This is a genomic window from Inquilinus sp. YAF38, assembly GCF_052113205.1.
Lineage (GTDB): Bacteria > Pseudomonadota > Alphaproteobacteria > DSM-16000 > Inquilinaceae > Inquilinus.
Genome location: NZ_JBFRCU010000003.1, coordinates 1 through 16,215 on the forward strand (window position 1 = coordinate 1; position 16,215 = coordinate 16,215).

Sequence of the window (16,215 nt, forward strand, 5' to 3'; positions counted from 1 at the left end):
GCCTGGTCCAGGCCTGGTCCAGCCGCAGCCGGTCGGCCGCGGCGCGGCCGCCGGCCGGGGACAGCGGGGCCTTGGCCGCGTCGGTCAGCCGGCGCATCGGCCTCGCTCCGGGCTCGCGCCGCCGCCCGGCCGCCGCCTCCAGGCACAGGATCAGGGTGTCGGGCCGCTTCGGCATCGCACGGCGCCGCCCTCCGGCCTTGCCGCGATCGAAGCGGGCGAAGATCACTGCCCCGGCACCGCCGCGCAGCTTCCCGGCGAGGCCGATCCAGCCCCGTTTGCGTCGCCTCATCGTCTTCCGCATCTCGGCCTCGCATGAAAAAGCCCGCCGCGGCGGGGCCGGGCGGGCGCAACTCTTCGACTGTGCCTGAATGATGCGGTTCGGCGCGGCATCATGTCAAGAACAAAGAGCGAACATGGATCAGGCGAGCTCAGTAAACACATTGTGCAATTGTATTAATCGGCGACCTCGTTCATGCTATGTTCCATGGACAAGGCGCAGACCGATCGGATGTCGGAAGCCCCGGCCACTCCCCAGGAGGAGCGGGCGGCGCGGCATCTGCGCATGCTGGCCCGGGCGGCCGAGATCCAGATGGAGATCATGGAAGCCACCCGCACCGAGGCGGTCGAGGCACCGCAGCCCGGTGCCGATTATTGCAAGCGGATCGCCGTGGTCGCCAAGTCGCTGCGGCAGACCCTGCTGCTGGAGGACAAGTTCGCCAATCATCGCGACGAGCGGCGCAAGGCTGCGGCGAAGCGCGAATCGGCCCAGGAGGACTGGCACGACCTGCGGGTGAAGCTGGCGATGCTGGCGGCCGCCTACGAGGTGTCGGAGGACGACGAGGAGGTCGACCGCCGCGTCGCCGAGGTCTGCGAGCGGGTCGAGCGGCCGGAGGTGGCCGAGTTGATCGCAGCCAGCCGGCCGGAGGTCGCGGTGGCTGCGCTGTGCCGGCGCTGGGGCTTCCCGCCGCAGGTGGAGCGCTGGCTGGAGATGGCCGACGAGGCCATGGAGCATTACGGCTTCATCCCGCCGGAGGACGGCGACGACGATGATCCGGAAGATCCGCCCGAGCCTCGCCCCGCTGCTCCCGGACGCCGCAGGCCCAAGCCGCCGGATACGGGGTGACCGCCGGCGAACTCACCCGCTTCACCAACCTCCAGCACTCGCGCACGCAGCCTTCCACACTCCCCCTCCCCTCGCGGGAGGGGGTTAGGGGGAGGGGTCTGCGCGCGTCCGCGCGCCTGCTGCCTATAAAACCCTCGTCATCCCCGCGAAAGCGGGGATCTGGTCGCGCTTGGACCCGAGGGAGATTCCCGCTTTCGCGGGAATGACGGCCAGGAGAAACAGCGAGACACCCTCTCCCCCTGCTCCCTCCCGCGAGGGGAGGGGGAGAGTGGACGGGATGGATCGGTTCGAACGGCGGTATCCTGAAGAGGTGACCCGCGCATCCCACCGGATGGCCGGCCCGGACGCTCACACGTCCAGGTTCGTCACCTTCAGCGCGTTCTCCTGGATGAAGTCGCGGCGCGGCTCGACCACGTCGCCCATCAGGGTGGAGAACACCTCCTCGGCGTCGTCGGCGTGCTTGACCTCGACCCGCAGCAGCACCCGGGCGTTCGGGTCCAGCGTGGTCTCCCACAGCTGGTCCGGGTTCATCTCGCCCAGGCCCTTGTAGCGCTGCACCGCCAGGCCCTTGCGGCCCTGCTCCAGCACCCGGTCGATCAGGTCGATCGGGCCGGTGATGGGCCATTCCTGGGCGGCGCCCTTCGGGTTCATCCAGGTCAGCACGCCCGGCCGCTTGTACAGCGCCTGCAGCTCGCCGGCCAGGCGGTCGAGCTTGTGCGCCTCGACCGAGCGGATGATGTCGGAATCGATGATCCGGCCCTCGGTCACCCCGCGCAGGGTGCGGCGGAACACCAGCCCGCCGGGCTGATTGCCCTGCGGCGGCAGCTGCGACCCCTGCCAGCCGCGCTCGAACTCCGGCTCCAGCGCGTCGAGCCGGTTGGAGATGTAGGTCGCCGTCTCCGTGGCCAGCGTCGGGTCGTTGACGATGCGCGACGCCAGCGCGCCGGCGATCGCCACCTGCTCGACCACCATGCGGCTGCCGACCTTGCGGATCAGCGGGGTCAGCTGGTGCTTCACCTCCAGCGCCTGCACGATCCGGTCGCGCAGGTCGTTGCCGCCGACCTGGGCCCCGTCGAACGGGGTGAACACCAGGTCGCGCATGCCGCTGTCGATCAGATAGGCCTCGAGCGCGGAATCGTCCTTCAGATACACCGCCTCCTTGCCGCGGGCGGCGCGGTACAGCGGCGGCTGGGCGATGTAGAGGTAGCCGCGCTCGATCAGCTCCGGCATCTGCCGGTAGAAGAAGGTCAGCAGCAGGGTGCGGATATGGCTGCCGTCGACATCGGCGTCGGTCATGATGATGATGCGGTGGTAGCGCGCCTTGTCGGCGTTGAACTCGTCGCGGATGCTGGTGCCCAGCGCCGTGATCAGCGTGCCGATCTCGGCCGACCCCAGCATCTTGTCGATCCGCGCCCGCTCGACGTTCAGGATCTTGCCGCGCAGCGGCAGGATGGCCTGGAACTTGCGGTCGCGGCCCTGCTTGGCCGAGCCGCCGGCGCTGTCGCCCTCGACCAGGAAGATCTCTGATTCCGCCGGGTCGCGGTTCTGGCAGTCGGCCAGCTTGCCGGGCAGGGAGGCGAAGTCGAGCGCGCCCTTGCGCCGGGTCAGGTCGCGCGCCTTGCGCGCCGCCTCGCGGGCCGTGGCGGCCTCGACCGCCTTCTGGATCACCCGCTTGGCGTCGTTCGGATGCTCCTCGAACCAGGTCGCCAGCATCTCGCTGACCACCGACTCGACCACCGGCCGGACCTCGGAGGAGACCAGCTTGTCCTTGGTCTGGCTGGAGAATTTCGGGTCGGGCACCTTCACCGACAGGACGCAGCTCAAGCCCTCGCGGGCGTCGTCGCCGGTCAGCGCCACCTTCTCCTTCTTCAGGATGCCGCTTTCGGTGGCGTAGGCGTTGACCTGCCGCGTCAGCGCGCCGCGGAACCCGGCCAGATGCGAGCCGCCGTCACGCTGCGGGATGTTGTTGGTGAAGCACAGCATGGTCTCGTGGTAGCTGTCGTTCCACTGCATCGCCACTTCGACCGTGATGCCGTCGCGCTCCGTCGTCACCGTGATCGGCTCGCCATGCAGCGGCTGCTTGGCCTTGTCGAGATAGGCGACGAAGGCCTTCAGCCCGCCCTGGTAATGCATCTCGACGACCCGCGGCTCCGGCCCGCGCGCATCGGTCAGGGTCAGGGCGACGCCGGAGTTGAGGAAGGCCAGCTCGCGCAGCCGGTGCTCCAGCGTGCCGAAATCGAACTCGGTCTTGGTGAAGGTCTTGGTCGAGGGCAGGAAGGTGACGTGGGTGCCGCGGTTCTGGCCTTGCGGCCCGACGACGGCCAGCGGCGCCTCGCTCTCGCCGTCGTGGAAGCGCATGAACCATTCATGGCCGTCGCGGAAGATCCGCAGGTCCAGCGTCTCCGACAGCGCGTTGACCACCGAGACGCCGACGCCGTGCAGGCCGCCCGACACCTTGTAGGAGTTCTGGTTGAACTTGCCGCCGGCATGCAGCTGGGTCATCACCACCTCGGCGGCGCTGATGCCCTCCTCCTCATGGATCGCGACCGGGATGCCGCGGCCGTTGTCGGTCACCTGCACCGAGCCGTCCGCGTTCAGCGTCACCGTGACGGTGTCGCAATAGCCGGCCAGGGCCTCGTCGATGGCGTTGTCGACGACCTCGTACACCATGTGGTGCAGGCCCGACCCGTCATCGGTGTCGCCGATATACATGCCCGGCCGCTTGCGCACCGCTTCGAGGCCGCGCAGCACGGTGATGGAGCCGGCATCATAGGCGGCTTCGTTGTTCGGGATCGCAGAGTCCGACATACTTCTCATCCATTTCGTTCCGCCACCCGGGCGTCGTCGACGCCGAGGTGACGGGCCCGGTCCCCGAGCGGCGCGAACAGCGCCGGGTCGGTGCCGGTCATCCAGGCCTGGGCGCCGAGCGCCAGGATCTCCTCGTACAACGCTGCCCGACGGGCCTCGTCGAGATGCGCCGCCACCTCGTCGAGGAGGAGGAGGGGCGGGGCGCCGCGTTCCCCGGCGAGCAGGCGCGCATTGGCAAGGACGATGCCGATCAGGAGCGCCTTCTGCTCGCCGGTCGAGCACTGCGCCGCCGGCATCGCCTTGGTCCGGTGGTGGACGGACAGGTCGCTGCGGTGCGGACCTTCCGTCGCGGCCCCGGCCGCAGCGTCGATGCGGCGATTATCGCACAAAAGGTTACGAAAAGCCTCTTCCGCGTCGACCGCCGGCCGATCCTCAAGCCACGCCTCGATCCGGCCTTCGACGGCCAGATCGGCGCGGGGGAAGGGGCCTTCGATCATCAGCGACTCGGCGCCGCGCAGCCGCGCCACCAGCTCACGCCGGGCGGCGGCGACGGCGGTGCCGCTGGTCGCCATCGTGTCCTCCAGCGCCGACAGCCAGGCCGGGTCGGCGCGGGGCTCCTTCAGCAGCCGGTTGCGCTCGCGCATCGCCCGCTCATAGGCGCCGAGCTGCCCGGCATGGTCGGGGTGGAAGCCGAACACCAGCCGGTCCAGGAAGCGGCGGCGCTGGCTCGCGGCGTCGCCGAACAGCCGGTCCATCTGCGGCGTCAGCCAGACCATCGGCGCCCGGGCGCCGAACGCCGCCTGGCTCGGCGCCGGCCGGCCGTCGATCTGCACCGMGCGGCGGCCCTCGCCGGGCTCCAGCTGGGTGCCCAGCGCGATCTCGCCGGTCGGGGTCAGCAGTTTGGCCGCCACCGCCCAGCCGGCGCTGCCGGTGGCCTGGCGGCGCGTCACTTCCGGCAGCGGCGCGCGGCGCAGGCCGCGGCCCGGCGACAGGAAGGAGACGGCTTCCAGCAGGTTGGTCTTGCCAGCGCCGTTCGGTCCGGTCAGCACCACCGGGCGCGGGTCGAGGTCGATCCGCAGCTGGCCGTAGCAGCGGAACTCGGTCAGCGTCAGGCGCGTCACCGCGATCCGGGCCCCGGCTCCCGAGGGAGGGGTGCGCCCGGAGGCAGCCGCCTGCTCCGGCATGGGGTCCTGGGACATGTGGCTCAAGGCATCCGAAGCGGATGCTTCGCCCCACTCGCCCGCTGTCCTCGATTCAAGCCGTCACACCCGCATCGGCATCAGCACGTACAGCGCGCTGGAATCGGCGGTGTCGCGGACGATGGTCGGCGATCCGGCATCGGCCATGGCGAAGCGGGCGCCGTCGCCCTCGATCTGCTGGGTGATGTCCAGCAGGTAGCGGCTGTTGAAGCCGATCTCGATCTTCGCCGCCTCGTAGCTGACCTCGATCTCCTCGGTGGCGCTGCCCTGCTCGGCCGAATTGGCCGACAGCGTCAGCGAGCCGTTCTCGATCGTCAGCTTCACCGCCCGGCTCTTCTCGGTCGAGATGGTGGAGACGCGGTCGACCGCCTTGGCGAACTCCTTGGCGTCGACCTCGAGGATCTTGTCGTTGCCGCTCGGGATCACCCGCTCATATTCCGGGAAGGTGCCGTCGATCAGCTTCGAGGTCAGCACCACGCCGTCGCCCGCGCTGCCCGGCAGGGTGAAGCGGGTCTTGGTCTCGGACAGCTGCACCTCGACCGTCTCGCCGCTCTCGTCCAGCAGCTTGCGCAGCTCCATCACGGTCTTGCGCGGCACGATCACGCCGGGGATGCCGTCGGCGCCGTCCGGCAGCGGCATCTCGACCCGGGCCAGGCGGTGGCCGTCGGTGGCGACGGCGCGCAGCACCGGCACCGTGTCGGCCGTGGCGGCGTGCAGGTAGATGCCGTTCAGGTAGTACCGCGTCTCCTCGGTCGAGATCGCGAACTTGGTCCGGTCGATCATCACCCGCAGGTCGCCGGCGGCGATGGTGAAGCGGTGGCTCAGCTCGCCGCCCGCCATGCTCGGGAAATCCTCGACCGGCAGGCAGCCGAGCCGGAAGTTCGACCGGCCGGCGCGCAGCGTCAGCGTCCCGCCATCGGGGTTGGTCTCGATCTCGACCTGGCTGCCGTCCGGCAGCTTGCGGACGATGTCGTACAGGGTGTGGGCCGGGGCGGTGGTGCCGCCCGGGGCCTGGATCTCCGCCGGCACGGATTCGACGATCTCGAGATCCATGTCGGTGGCGGTCAGGCGCAGCGCGCCGCCCTCGGCCCGCAGCAGGATATTGGACAGGATCGGGATGGTGTTGCGCCGCTCGACGACGCTCTGCACATGGCTCAGGCCCTTGAGAAGGGCAGCGCGCTCGATGATCAGCTTCATCCCGATTCCACTTCGACGATGCCGGCCGCCGGACTGGGTCATCGGGGCGGGCCAGGGGCCCGGCCGACGCGGCGGGGGCGCACTATAGCCGAAAGCCTGCGGCGGTGGCGAGAGGCAGGCGCGGGGCCGGACACGGCTTCGGACAGATTTTCCGGCCGCCCGGTCCAGCCCCAGGTCGGGGCCGGCTCAGACCTGGAGCATGCGGCGCAGCAGCTCGACATCCTCGGCGAAGGAGCGGTCTTCGGTGCACAGCTCCTCGATCCGGCGCACGGCGTGCATCACCGTGGTGTGATCGCGGCCGCCGAACTTGCGGCCGATCTCCGGCAGCGAGCGGGGCGTGAGCTGCTTCGACAGGTACATCGCCACCTGGCGCGGCCGGGCCACGGTGCGGGCGCGGCGGGCCGAATGCATGTCGGCGACCTTGATGTTGTAGTGCTCGGCCACCCGCTTCTGGATCTCGTCGATGGTGACCCGGCGGTCGGAGGCGCGCAGCAGGTCGTGCAGCAGCTCCTGGGTCGATTCGAGCGTGATCGGCCGGTGCACCAGCTCGGCATGGGCGGTGATGCGGTTCAGCGCCCCCTCCAGCTCGCGCACGTTGGAGGTGATCTTGTGGGCCAGGAACTCCATGACCTTGGCCGGGATGTCGACCCGCGCCGTCTCCGCCTTGGCCTGCAGGATGCCCAGGCGCAGCTCATAGGTGGTGGGGTGGATGTCGGCGACCAGCCCCCAGCCGAGGCGGGAGCGCAGCCGCTCCTCCATCCCCTCGAGGTCGGAGGGCGACTTGTCGGCCGAGATCACCACTTGGCGGTTCTGGTCAACCAGGGCGTTGAAGGTGTGGAAGAACTCCTCCTGGGTGGAGTCCTTGCCGGAGATGAACTGCACGTCGTCGATCATCAGCACGTCGACCGACCGGAACATCTCCTTGAACGTCATCGTGTCCTTGAACCGCAGGGCACGGATGAACTGATACATGAACTTCTCGGCGGACATGTACAGCACCCGCCGCTCGGGGTGCTTCTGCCGGATGTGCCAGGCGATGGCATGCATCAGATGGGTCTTGCCCAGACCCACCCCGCCATAGAGGAACAGCGGGTTGAAGGTGACGCTGTTGGCCTCAGCCACCCGGCGGGCGGCGGCATGGGCCAACTCGTTCGGCTTGCCGACGACGAAATTGTCGAAGGTGAAGCGCTGGTCCAGCACGGCGCCGAACTCCGCCGCCGACTCGGGCGGGCGCTCCGATTTCGCCGCCGGCGACTCGGCGCGCGAGGCCGGCGCGGTCGCGGCGGGCGTGGCCGCGGCGACCGGCTTGGCGGCCAGACGGTCGGGCACCACGATCACGTCGACGCTGTGGATGTCCGGATTCTCTGAATGCCAGAGGTTGCGGATCCGGTCGGCGTAATGGGCGGCGACCCAGTCGCGCATGAAGCGGGTGGGGGCGGCGATGCGGACCTCACCGCCTTCGAGATCGACGACGACGACCGGGCGCAGCCAACTCTTGAAGGCGCCTTCGCCCACCTCGTCGCGCATGCGGCCGCAGACCCGGGCCCATTGCTGCTCGATCGATGCGATGACTCCCCCCATCGACGACATGCTGCCTTCCGACCCCTCTTTGACTCCGGCGGCCGCGACGCGCTGCCCATCCACGACCGGACTGTACCTGTTCCCACCACCAGTGGCACCCGATGCCCGATGCGCGGCTGCCATGCCCCAGAACTCGTGCTGTAATAATGACAGTACCATGACCGACGTGCAGGAACAATTCCTCGCAGCCACTTACGAAGCTAACGAAGATGCAAATAAAGGTCAGATAAATACCGCCGAGGTGCGCTCTTGGACTTCCGCCGGTCTTCGTGATGAAGGCTGGTAGTCGGGCAGGTTGTGTCCTGAGGCGATCTTCAACCTGTCGACAGCAGGCGAAAGGCGATCATATGCGGGGTGGGCGAGGGCTGGCAACGGAACAAATCCGGACCACCCCAAAACGCAAAAAACGGTCCCGGACCGCGGCAGGTTGTGCCGCATCCACCGTTCCCCCGGACATGAGAAAAGCCGTTCCGCGGCTGCCGCCGCGGAACGGCTCCTCCGTATTCTGGCTTAGAGGGCCTTGATGCGGCCGGACAGGCGCGACAGCTTGCGCGCGACCGTGTTCTTCTGCAGCACGCCCTTGGTGACGCCGCGATGCATCTCCGGCTGCGCCGCCTTCAGGGCCTCGGCCGCAGCGGCCTTGTCGCCGGACTCGATCGCCACCTCGACCTTCTTGACGAAGGTGCGGATGCGGCTGACGCGGTTGCGGTTGACGACCGTGCGACGCTCGGTCTGGCGGATGCGCTTCTCGGCGGACTTGTGGTTGGCCATTGTCGGTCCCAGTTCGGGCCAACGACGGCCCCAAGAAAATCGAGGGCGCTTGATAGTCCCTCCGCGCCCGGGCGTCAAGACGAGTCTCGGCGCATGATGCTTCTGAGGTGTGGGCCACCCGGTGGGGGTTGGCAAGCCGATCCAGATGTTCTATATTTGTTCTTATGCCGATAAAGCCCCCCGAACTCGACGAACTGCCGGACCAGCCGCGCAAGGGCCGCGGYGCGGTCAGCAACCATACCGGCCGCTTCGAGGCCGCGACCCGGCACCGGGTCGATGACGGCTGGGCGGGGCTGGCGCCGGAGGATGAGGAGGGGGAGCCGCCGCTGCGCACACAGCTGCATGTCGACACCGCGCGCACCATCATCACCCGCAACGACTCGCCGGACATCATGTTCGACCGCTCGATCAACCCCTATCGGGGCTGCGAGCATGGCTGCATCTACTGCTTCGCCCGGCCGACCCATGCCTGGCTGGGCCTGTCGCCCGGCCTCGATTTCGAGACCCAGCTGTTCTACAAGCCGGACGCGCCGGATCTGCTGGAGGCGGAGCTGCGGCGCCCCGGCTATGTCCCGGCGGTGATGGCGATGGGCACCAACACCGACCCGTACCAGCCGATCGAGCGCGAGCTGAAGCTGACCCGCCGGGTCATCGAGGTGCTGTCGCGCTTCAACCATCCGCTCGGCATCGTCACCAAATCGGCGTTGATCACCCGCGACATCGACCTGCTGGCGCCGATGGCGGCGAAGGGGCTGGCGGCGGTCTGCATCTCGCTGTCGACGCTGGACCGGGAGCTGGCGCGGACGCTGGAGCCGCGGGCGGCGACTCCGCCGCGGCGACTGGAGACGATGCGCCAGCTGACCCAGGCCGGCATCCCGGTGATCGTGCTGACCTCGCCGATGATCCCGGGCCTCAACGACCATTCTCTGGAGCAGGTGCTGGAGGCGGCGGTGAAGGCCGGCGCCACGGCCGCCGGCTGGACCCTGCTGCGGCTGCCGCTGGAGATTGCCGGCCTGTTCGAGGAATGGCTCAAGGCCCATGCGCCGGATCGCGCGGGCCGGGTGATGTCGCTGATCCGCCAGACCCGCGGCGGCCGGCTCTACAAATCCGGCTTCGGCGAGCGGCATCGCGGCGAGGGGCCGGTGGCCGACCTGATCCGCGCCCGCTTCAACCACGCCGTCCGCCGGCTCGGCCTCGACCGCAAGCGCTGGACCCTCGACACCACCCAGTTCTCCCCGCCGCCGCGTCCGGGGGATCAGATGAGTTTGTTCTGAGCTTGGCTCTTCGGTCCGCCGGCGCTATGCCCTCCGTGAGGAGGGTCGGCATGCCGGATTGGAGTCTCGAGATCGAGTGCGGCGCGCCGGTGCGGAGCGTCGCCGGGCTGGACGAGGTCGGCCGCGGCCCGCTGGCCGGCCCGGTGCTGGCCGCGGCCGTGGTGTTGACCCGGCCGCTCGACCCCGATCTCGCGGGTCTTATAGATGACAGCAAGGTGCTGACGGCGCAGCGGCGCGAGGCGCTGGTGCCGCGCATCCGGGCGGTGGCGCAGGTCGGCATCGGCTGGGCCTCGGTCGAGGAAATCGACCGAATCAACATCCTTCAAGCCAGCATGCTGGCGATGCGGCGGGCGCTGGACGCCCTGCCGGAGCGTCCCGATTTCGCCCTGATCGACGGCAACAAGGTGCCCGACGGGTTGCCCTGCGACGGCCGCGCGGTGGTCGGCGGCGATGCGCTGTCGCTGTCGATCGCGGCGGCCTCGATCCTTGCAAAAGTTGTGCGCGACCACGAGATGTTGCGTCTCTCCTCCCTCCATCATGGCTATGGGTGGGAACGCAACGCCGGTTACGGCACGCCCGAGCATATCGCCGCGCTCGACCGGATCGGGATCTGCGAGCATCACCGCCGATCGTTTGCCCCGGTGCTCCAGCGACTCGCCATAACCGGCTGATTCGAAGAGGTATTGACGCCGAGTCCTTCGCGACTCATCGTCGCCCTATGAGCGAATCACCCATCATCACCGAGCGCCTGCCGCCGGGCTGCCGGATCGTCCTCGGTGACTGCGTCTCGGCGATGCGGTCGCTGCCCGCCGGCTCGGTCGATTGCGTGTTCGCCGACCCACCCTACAATTTGCAGTTGGGTGGCGAGCTGCGCCGGCCGGATGAGAGCCGGGTCGACGGCGTCGATGCGGAGTGGGACAAGTTCAGCGACCTCGCCACCTACGACCGGTTCACCCGCGACTGGCTGACAGCGGCGCGCCACGCGCTGAAGGACGACGGCACGCTGTGGGTGATCGGCACCTACCACAACATCTTCCGGGTCGGCGCCATCCTGCAGGATCTCGGCTTCTGGATCCTGAACGACATCGTCTGGCGCAAGTCGAACCCGATGCCGAACTTCCGCGGCACCCGCTTCACCAACGCGCACGAGACGCTGATCTGGGCCGCCAAGTCCCCCGACAGCCGCTACACCTTCAACTACGACGCGATGAAGGCGCTGAACGAGGAACTGCAGATGCGCAGCGACTGGACGCTGCCGATCTGCAGCGGCGGCGAGCKGCTGAAGATCGACGGCCGCAAGGCGCATCCGACGCAGAAGCCCGAGGCGCTGCTGTGGCGCGTCCTCCTGTCTTCGACCCGGGCAGGGGAGACCATCCTCGACCCGTTCTTCGGCAGCGGCACCACCGGCGCGGTGGCCAAGCGCCTCGGCCGCAAATTCATCGGCGTCGAGCGCGAGGAGACCTATGCCCGCGTCGCCGCCCAGCGCATCGCCACGATCGAATCGCCGGCCGACCCAAGCATGCTCGACACCCTGTCGAAGCGACAGGCGCCGCGCGTGCCGTTCGGCTGGGTGCTGGAGCGCGGCATGCTGCGGCCGGGCGACCGGCTGTTCGACACCCAGCGCCGCTACGTCGCCAAGGTGCGGGCCGACGGCACGCTGATCGCCAGCAACAGCGAGGGCGACCATGCCGGATCGATCCATCGGGTCGGCGCGGCGCTGCAGGGCGCGCCCTCCTGCAACGGCTGGACCTTCTGGCACTACGAGGCGCAGCGCGACCGTCTGGCCCCGATCGACCTGCTGCGCCAGAAGATCCGGGCCGAGATGGCGGTTCACTGACGGCATCGTAGGTTGGGTTCGCATCGCGAACCCAACATCTTGCCACTCGAATCCATGTTGGGTTCGCAAGAGCGAACCCAACCTACATCTCACGTTAGTTCAGCTTGCCAACCGATTGTATTTCCTCAGGATCTCCCGCAGCCGTTCATGCGGGATCGCATGCAGCGTGTTGCCGTCGCGGCCGGTCATGGTCTCGGCCGCGACCAGGGCATTGACGATCGCCTCCTCGGTCGCCTGGGCCGCGGCCTCGATCAGCCCGTCCATCGCATCGTTCGGCAGCACCTGCACCAGCCGGCTGTCCCTGCGGCTGAAGGCGCCGGGATTGGCGGTTGAAAAGGCGAGGAAGATGTCGCCGCTGCCATTGGCGCCGTAACCGCCGGTGCGGGCGATGCCGATCGGCGCGCGCCGGGCCAGGCGCTTCAGCTGGTGCGGCAGCAGGGGCGCGTCGGTGGCGATGACGACGATGATCGAGCCGGTGTCGCGGTCCGAGGCCAGGTCGGGCAGTAGGTCCGGGATCTCGCGCCCGACCGGCACGCCGGCGATCATCAGGTTCTTGCGGCGGCCGAAATTGCCCTGCACCAGCACGCCGACGACGTGGCCGCCCTCTTCGGGTGAGAGCTTACGCGAGGCAGTGCCGGTACCGCCCTTGAATCCGAACAGCGACATGCCGGTGCCGCCGCCGACATTGCCCTCCGCCACCGGGCCCGGCCGGGCGCCGTCCAGAGCTTCGACCGCATGCTCCGCCGCGACGTGGAAGCCGTTGATGTCGTTCAGGGTCCCGTCATAGGTCTCGGCCACCACCGGCAGGCACCAGTAGATGTCGTGGGTCAGCGGCGCCACCAGCCCGTTTCGGCCCTGCCAGCCGATCACGGCGTCGCGCACCACGCCGACGCTATGGCTGTTGGTGATCATCAGCGGCCCTTCGAGGAAGCCGGATTCCTCGATCCAGATCGTCCCGGTCATCTCGCCATTGCCGTTCAGCACGGCGGTGCCGGCGAAGACCGGATCGAAGACGCGGCCACGCGGCAGGATGGCGGTGACGCCGGTGCGGGCCGGCCCGCGGCCGATCTCCAGCCTGCCGTCGCCGGAGATGATGGTGGCCGTGCCGACCTCGATCCCGGCGATGTCGGTGATGGCGTTGAGCCGCCCCGGCTCGCCGTCGAAGGGGATGCCCAGGTCCCGGGCTCGCGGCTTGGTCATCGTCGGCTCCTCGGCTGCGTCGTCCTTCCGAGCTAGCGTGGCGGCACGGGTCTGTCCATGCCGGTCAGCCCGGCCGCTGCCGCACCAGCCGCTTCGGCGCCACCTCGCGCCAGGCCTCCGTCACCAGCGCCGCTATCTGCTCGTCATCGACCGCGGGCAGCGTGACGAAGGTCCAGACCAGCCGGCCCCAGCGCGCCGGGGCGAAGGCCTCGGGACGAGCCGTGAACAGCATCTCCTGATGGTCGTGTGGCAGCTTCAGCACGGCCCGGCGCTCCGCCGGGCGCAGCACGGCGAAGATCCTGCCGCCGACCCGGAAGGACGGCCGCTCCCAATGCGCCTCCTCCGTCACCTCCGGCAGGGCCAGCGCGGCCCGCCGGACCGCCTCCTCATCCGCCATCTGAAGTCTCCCTCCCATCCCACGGCAAGGATGCGCGCCTGCGTCCTGGTTTGCCTGGAGAATTTTTGCGGTTATGCTGCCGGCCTCACACAGCAGGAGAGGCCCTGATGGATCGCAGCACGGAACGGCACTTCACCCGCCCCGTCACGCTGCCTCCGTCGAGCCGCCATGCCTCTCCTTGCCGCCGAGTCGCTGTCCCACCACACCCCTGACCACCGCCCGCTGTTCGAGGACCTGACGCTCGCCTTCGGGGCCGAGCGGACGGGCCTCGTCGGCCGCAACGGTGTCGGCAAGTCCACGCTGCTGCGCCTGCTGCTGGGCGAAATCCCGCCGCAATCCGGCCGGATCCTGCGCCAGGGCCGCATCGGCATGCTGCCCCAGACCGTCCGGGTCCTGCCCGGCATGACCGCCGCCGATGCGCTCGGCATCGCCCGGCCCTGGCCCGGCTCGACCGGCTGCTGCTGGGGGAGGGCGGTGAGGAGGATCTCGCCGCCGCCGACTGGACGGTGGAGGAGCGCGCGGCCGCGGCGCTGCCCAAGCTGGACCTGCCTGCCGATCTCGACCTGCGCCGGCCGCTCGGCACGTTGAGCGGCGGCGAGGCCACCCGCCTGGCCCTGGCCGGGCTGCTGGTCGACCCGCCGGACATGCTGGTGCTGGACGAGCCGACCAACAACCTCGATACCGATGGGCGCGACGCCATCTGCGCCCTGCTGGAAAGCTGGCGCGGCGGCGCCCTGGTGGTGAGCCACGACCGCGGGGTGCTGCGCCGGATGGACCGGATCGTCGAGCTCTCCGGCCTCGGCGTCCGCAGCTACGGCGGCAATTGGGACGACTACCGGGCCCGGCGCGAGGCCGATGCCGAGGCGGCGCAGCGCGGCCTGTCCCAGGCAGAGCAGGAGGTGACGCGGCTGGCGCGGGAGCGGCAGGCGGCCGTGGAGCGCAAGGCCAGGAGCGATTCCCGCGGCCGGAAATCCCGCGCAGGCGGCGGCCAGGCCAAGATCCTGCTCGACTTCAAGAAGGAGAAGGCCGGGCAGAGCCAGGGGCGTCAGATCGGCCTGCGCGACCGCCGGGAGGAGGGGGCCGAGGCGGCGCTGGCGGAGGCGCGTGCCACGGTCGAGCGGACCGAGACGCTGGCGGCGTCGCTGCCGTCGACCGGGCTGGCCGCCGGCACCTCAGTGCTCGCCTTCGAGCATGTCTCCTGGTCGCCGCCGAGCGCGGGCCGGCCGGTGCTGCGCGACCTGTCCTTCACCGTCACCGGGCCGGAGCGGCTGGCGGTGACCGGGCCGAACGGCGCCGGCAAGTCGACGCTGCTGCGCCTCGCGACCGGGGAACTGGAGCCGGCTGAGGGCCGGGTCCGCCGCTTCGGCGGCGGCATCGCCATGCTTGACCAGCGGGCCGGCGGGCTACGGCCGGAGCGCACCATCCTGGAGAATTTCCGGGCGATGCACCCGGATGCGACCGACAATGCCTGCCGGGCGGCGCTGGCGCGCTTCCTGTTCCGGGCCGATGCGGCGCTGCGCCTGGTCGGCGAACTCAGCGGCGGCGAGACGCTACGGGCGGCGCTGGCCTGCGTGCTGGGCGGGCCGCGGCCGCCGCGGCTGCTGGTCCTGGACGAGCCGACCAACCATCTCGACCTCGACTCGATCGCGGCGATCGAGCGGGCGGTGGCCGCCTATGACGGCGCCCTGCTGGTGGCCAGTCACGACCAGGACTTCCTCGCTGCGGTCGGCATCGGCCGGGTCATCGCCCTGAATAAATGAAAAGCGGGCCCGAAGGCCCGCTTCCCCCGCACGCACTGAGAAGGCGGAGCTTAATCCAGCCCTTCGAACAGCGCGGTCGACAGGTAGCGCTCGGCGATCGAGGGCACGATCACGACGATCTTCTTGCCCTCGTTCTCCGGCCGGGCGCCGACCTCGAGCGCCGCGGCCAGGGCGGCGCCGGAGGAGATGCCGGCCGGGATCCCCTCCAGCTTGGCGACCTGGCGGGCGATCTGGAAGGCGCGCTCGTTCGAGATCCGCACGACCTCGTCGATGACCTTGGTGTTCAGCACGCCGGGCACGAAGCCGGCGCCGATGCCTTGGATCTTATGCGGGCCGGGGTTGCCGCCGGACAGCACCGGGCTGTCCTCCGGCTCCACCGCGATCGCCTTGAAGCTCGGCTTGCGCGGCTTGATCACCTCGGCCACGCCGGTAATGGTGCCGCCGGTGCCGACGCCCGAGATCAGGATGTCGACGCCGCCCTGGGTGTCGTTCCAGATCTCTTCGGCTGTGGTGCGGCGGTGGATCTCCGGGTTGGCGGGGTTCTCGAACTGCTGCGGGATGATCGCGTTCGGGATGCTCTGGACCAGCTCCTCGGCCTTGGCGATGGCACCCTTCATGCCCTTCGGGCCCTCGGTCAGGTGCAACTCGGCGCCCAGCAGCTTCAGCATCTTGCGCCGTTCGACCGACATGGTCTCGGGCATGGTCAGGATCAGGCGGTAGCCCTTGGCCGCGGCGACGAAGGCCAGCGCGATGCCGGTGTTGCCCGAGGTCGGCTCGATCAGCGTGCTGACGCCCGGCTTGATCTTGCCCGCGGCTTCCAGCGTCTCGATCATCGCCAGGCCGATGCGGTCCTTCACGCTCGACAGCGGGTTGTAGAATTCCAGCTTGGCCAGGATGTCGGCCCTGGCGTCATGGGCCTCGGCCAGCTTCTTCACCCGCACCAGCGGGGTCGCGCCGATCGTGTCGAGGATCGAGTCGTAGATCTTGCCTCGGAACTCGGTCTTCCCGGCGGTGGAAGCGGACATATTACTCTCCAGGGGCGTAAATAGGTTGATCAACATTTATACG

The 16,215-nt window shown here is 69.4% G+C and carries 16 protein-coding genes; 7 read left to right on the top strand and 9 right to left on the bottom strand.

What is annotated here, in order from left to right; translation table 11 throughout:
* On the bottom strand, positions 1-289 hold a 289-nt coding region (locus AB4Z01_RS01745; RefSeq protein ID WP_441689859.1), incomplete at its 3' end, for a hypothetical protein.
* A 195-nt stretch (positions 290-484) separates the two neighbouring features.
* On the opposite strand from AB4Z01_RS01745, the gene AB4Z01_RS01750 reads away from it, so the two are divergent.
* Positions 485-1,123 carry a hypothetical protein gene (locus AB4Z01_RS01750; RefSeq protein ID WP_441689861.1) on the top strand — a complete coding sequence of 213 codons (639 nt, stop codon included), beginning with the start codon at positions 485-487 and terminating at the stop codon, positions 1,121-1,123.
* Between the two features lie 348 nt (positions 1,124-1,471).
* On the opposite strand, the gene gyrB is transcribed toward AB4Z01_RS01750, so the two are convergent.
* The 4 genes from gyrB to dnaA form a co-directional block, all read right to left on the bottom strand.
* Complete coding sequence (gene gyrB / locus AB4Z01_RS01755) at positions 1,472-3,931, bottom strand: DNA topoisomerase (ATP-hydrolyzing) subunit B (RefSeq protein WP_441689862.1); 2,460 nt, start codon at positions 3,929-3,931, stop codon at positions 1,472-1,474.
* 5 nt (positions 3,932-3,936) lie between these two features.
* Positions 3,937-5,130 (bottom strand): DNA replication/repair protein RecF, encoded by a 1,194-nt coding sequence (recF, locus tag AB4Z01_RS01760; RefSeq protein WP_441689864.1) that lies wholly within the window; start codon positions 5,128-5,130, stop codon positions 3,937-3,939.
* A 63-nt stretch (positions 5,131-5,193) separates the two neighbouring features.
* Complete coding sequence (dnaN, locus tag AB4Z01_RS01765; protein WP_429227640.1) at positions 5,194-6,327, bottom strand: DNA polymerase III subunit beta; 1,134 nt, start codon at positions 6,325-6,327, stop codon at positions 5,194-5,196.
* A 186-nt stretch (positions 6,328-6,513) separates the two neighbouring features.
* On the bottom strand, positions 6,514-7,908 hold the full coding sequence (dnaA, locus tag AB4Z01_RS01770; protein WP_441689867.1) for a chromosomal replication initiator protein DnaA: 1,395 nt from the start codon (positions 7,906-7,908) through the stop codon (positions 6,514-6,516).
* A 157-nt stretch (positions 7,909-8,065) separates the two neighbouring features.
* On the opposite strand from dnaA, the gene AB4Z01_RS01775 reads away from it, so the two are divergent.
* A complete protein-coding gene (locus AB4Z01_RS01775; RefSeq protein WP_441689869.1) occupies positions 8,066-8,194 on the top strand; it encodes a hypothetical protein in 129 nt (42 codons plus the stop codon).
* 224 nt (positions 8,195-8,418) lie between these two features.
* On the opposite strand, the gene rpsT is transcribed toward AB4Z01_RS01775, so the two are convergent.
* Positions 8,419-8,679, bottom strand: a complete 261-nt coding sequence (rpsT, locus tag AB4Z01_RS01780; RefSeq protein WP_441689870.1) for a 30S ribosomal protein S20 — start codon at positions 8,677-8,679, stop codon at positions 8,419-8,421.
* Positions 8,680-8,843: 164 nt separating this feature from the next.
* On the opposite strand from rpsT, the gene AB4Z01_RS01785 reads away from it, so the two are divergent.
* The 3 genes from AB4Z01_RS01785 to AB4Z01_RS01795 are packed head-to-tail and all read left to right on the top strand — an operon-like array spanning position 8,844 to position 11,790.
* On the top strand, positions 8,844-9,953 hold the full coding sequence (locus AB4Z01_RS01785; RefSeq protein WP_441689873.1) for a PA0069 family radical SAM protein: 1,110 nt from the start codon (positions 8,844-8,846) through the stop codon (positions 9,951-9,953).
* Between the two features lie 50 nt (positions 9,954-10,003).
* On the top strand, positions 10,004-10,624 hold the full coding sequence (locus AB4Z01_RS01790; protein WP_441689876.1) for a ribonuclease HII: 621 nt from the start codon (positions 10,004-10,006) through the stop codon (positions 10,622-10,624).
* 47 nt (positions 10,625-10,671) lie between these two features.
* Positions 10,672-11,790, top strand: a complete 1,119-nt coding sequence (locus AB4Z01_RS01795) for a site-specific DNA-methyltransferase (protein ID WP_441689878.1) — start codon at positions 10,672-10,674, stop codon at positions 11,788-11,790.
* 99 nt (positions 11,791-11,889) lie between these two features.
* Here AB4Z01_RS01795 and AB4Z01_RS01800 read toward each other — a convergent pair whose 3' ends face one another.
* A complete protein-coding gene (locus AB4Z01_RS01800) occupies positions 11,890-12,990 on the bottom strand; it encodes a DmpA family aminopeptidase (protein ID WP_441689881.1) in 1,101 nt (366 codons plus the stop codon).
* Positions 12,991-13,054: 64 nt separating this feature from the next.
* Positions 13,055-13,387 carry an MmcQ/YjbR family DNA-binding protein gene (locus AB4Z01_RS01805; RefSeq protein WP_441689884.1) on the bottom strand — a complete coding sequence of 111 codons (333 nt, stop codon included), beginning with the start codon at positions 13,385-13,387 and terminating at the stop codon, positions 13,055-13,057.
* Between the two features lie 168 nt (positions 13,388-13,555).
* Here AB4Z01_RS01805 and AB4Z01_RS01810 point away from each other — a divergent pair, with 168 nt between their 5' ends.
* Together AB4Z01_RS01810 and AB4Z01_RS01815 are read left to right on the top strand one after the other, a co-directional pair.
* A complete protein-coding gene (locus AB4Z01_RS01810) occupies positions 13,556-13,975 on the top strand; it encodes an ATP-binding cassette domain-containing protein (RefSeq protein ID WP_441689886.1) in 420 nt (139 codons plus the stop codon).
* Positions 13,894-15,147, top strand: coding sequence for an ATP-binding cassette domain-containing protein (locus tag AB4Z01_RS01815; RefSeq protein WP_441689889.1), 1,254 nt, complete (start codon positions 13,894-13,896; stop codon positions 15,145-15,147). The genes AB4Z01_RS01810 and AB4Z01_RS01815 overlap by 82 nt, the downstream gene beginning before the upstream one ends.
* Positions 15,148-15,197: 50 nt before the next feature.
* Here AB4Z01_RS01815 and cysK read toward each other — a convergent pair whose 3' ends face one another.
* Positions 15,198-16,172, bottom strand: coding sequence for a cysteine synthase A (cysK, locus tag AB4Z01_RS01820; protein ID WP_441689891.1), 975 nt, complete (start codon positions 16,170-16,172; stop codon positions 15,198-15,200).
* Between the last annotated feature and the right edge of the window lie 43 nt (positions 16,173-16,215).

Bases quoted from the DNA above. Each gene is read 5' to 3' on its own strand.
- AB4Z01_RS01775 (WP_441689869.1), top strand. From the start codon at position 8,066: ATGACCGACGTGCAGGAACAATTCCTCGCAGCCACTTACGAAGCTAAC.
- rpsT (WP_441689870.1), bottom strand. From the start codon at position 8,679: ATGGCCAACCACAAGTCCGCCGAGAAGCGCATCCGCCAGACCGAGCGT.
- cysK (WP_441689891.1), bottom strand. From the start codon at position 16,172: ATGTCCGCTTCCACCGCCGGGAAGACCGAGTTCCGAGGCAAGATCTAC.
- AB4Z01_RS01805 (WP_441689884.1), bottom strand. From the start codon at position 13,387: ATGGCGGATGAGGAGGCGGTCCGGCGGGCCGCGCTGGCCCTGCCGGAG.
- AB4Z01_RS01810 (WP_441689886.1), top strand. From the start codon at position 13,556: ATGCCTCTCCTTGCCGCCGAGTCGCTGTCCCACCACACCCCTGACCAC.
- AB4Z01_RS01790 (WP_441689876.1), top strand. From the start codon at position 10,004: ATGCCGGATTGGAGTCTCGAGATCGAGTGCGGCGCGCCGGTGCGGAGC.
- dnaA (WP_441689867.1), bottom strand. From the start codon at position 7,908: ATGGGGGGAGTCATCGCATCGATCGAGCAGCAATGGGCCCGGGTCTGC.
- gyrB (WP_441689862.1), bottom strand. From the start codon at position 3,931: ATGTCGGACTCTGCGATCCCGAACAACGAAGCCGCCTATGATGCCGGC.
- dnaN (WP_429227640.1), bottom strand. From the start codon at position 6,327: ATGAAGCTGATCATCGAGCGCGCTGCCCTTCTCAAGGGCCTGAGCCAT.
- AB4Z01_RS01750 (WP_441689861.1), top strand. From the start codon at position 485: ATGGACAAGGCGCAGACCGATCGGATGTCGGAAGCCCCGGCCACTCCC.
- AB4Z01_RS01800 (WP_441689881.1), bottom strand. From the start codon at position 12,990: ATGACCAAGCCGCGAGCCCGGGACCTGGGCATCCCCTTCGACGGCGAG.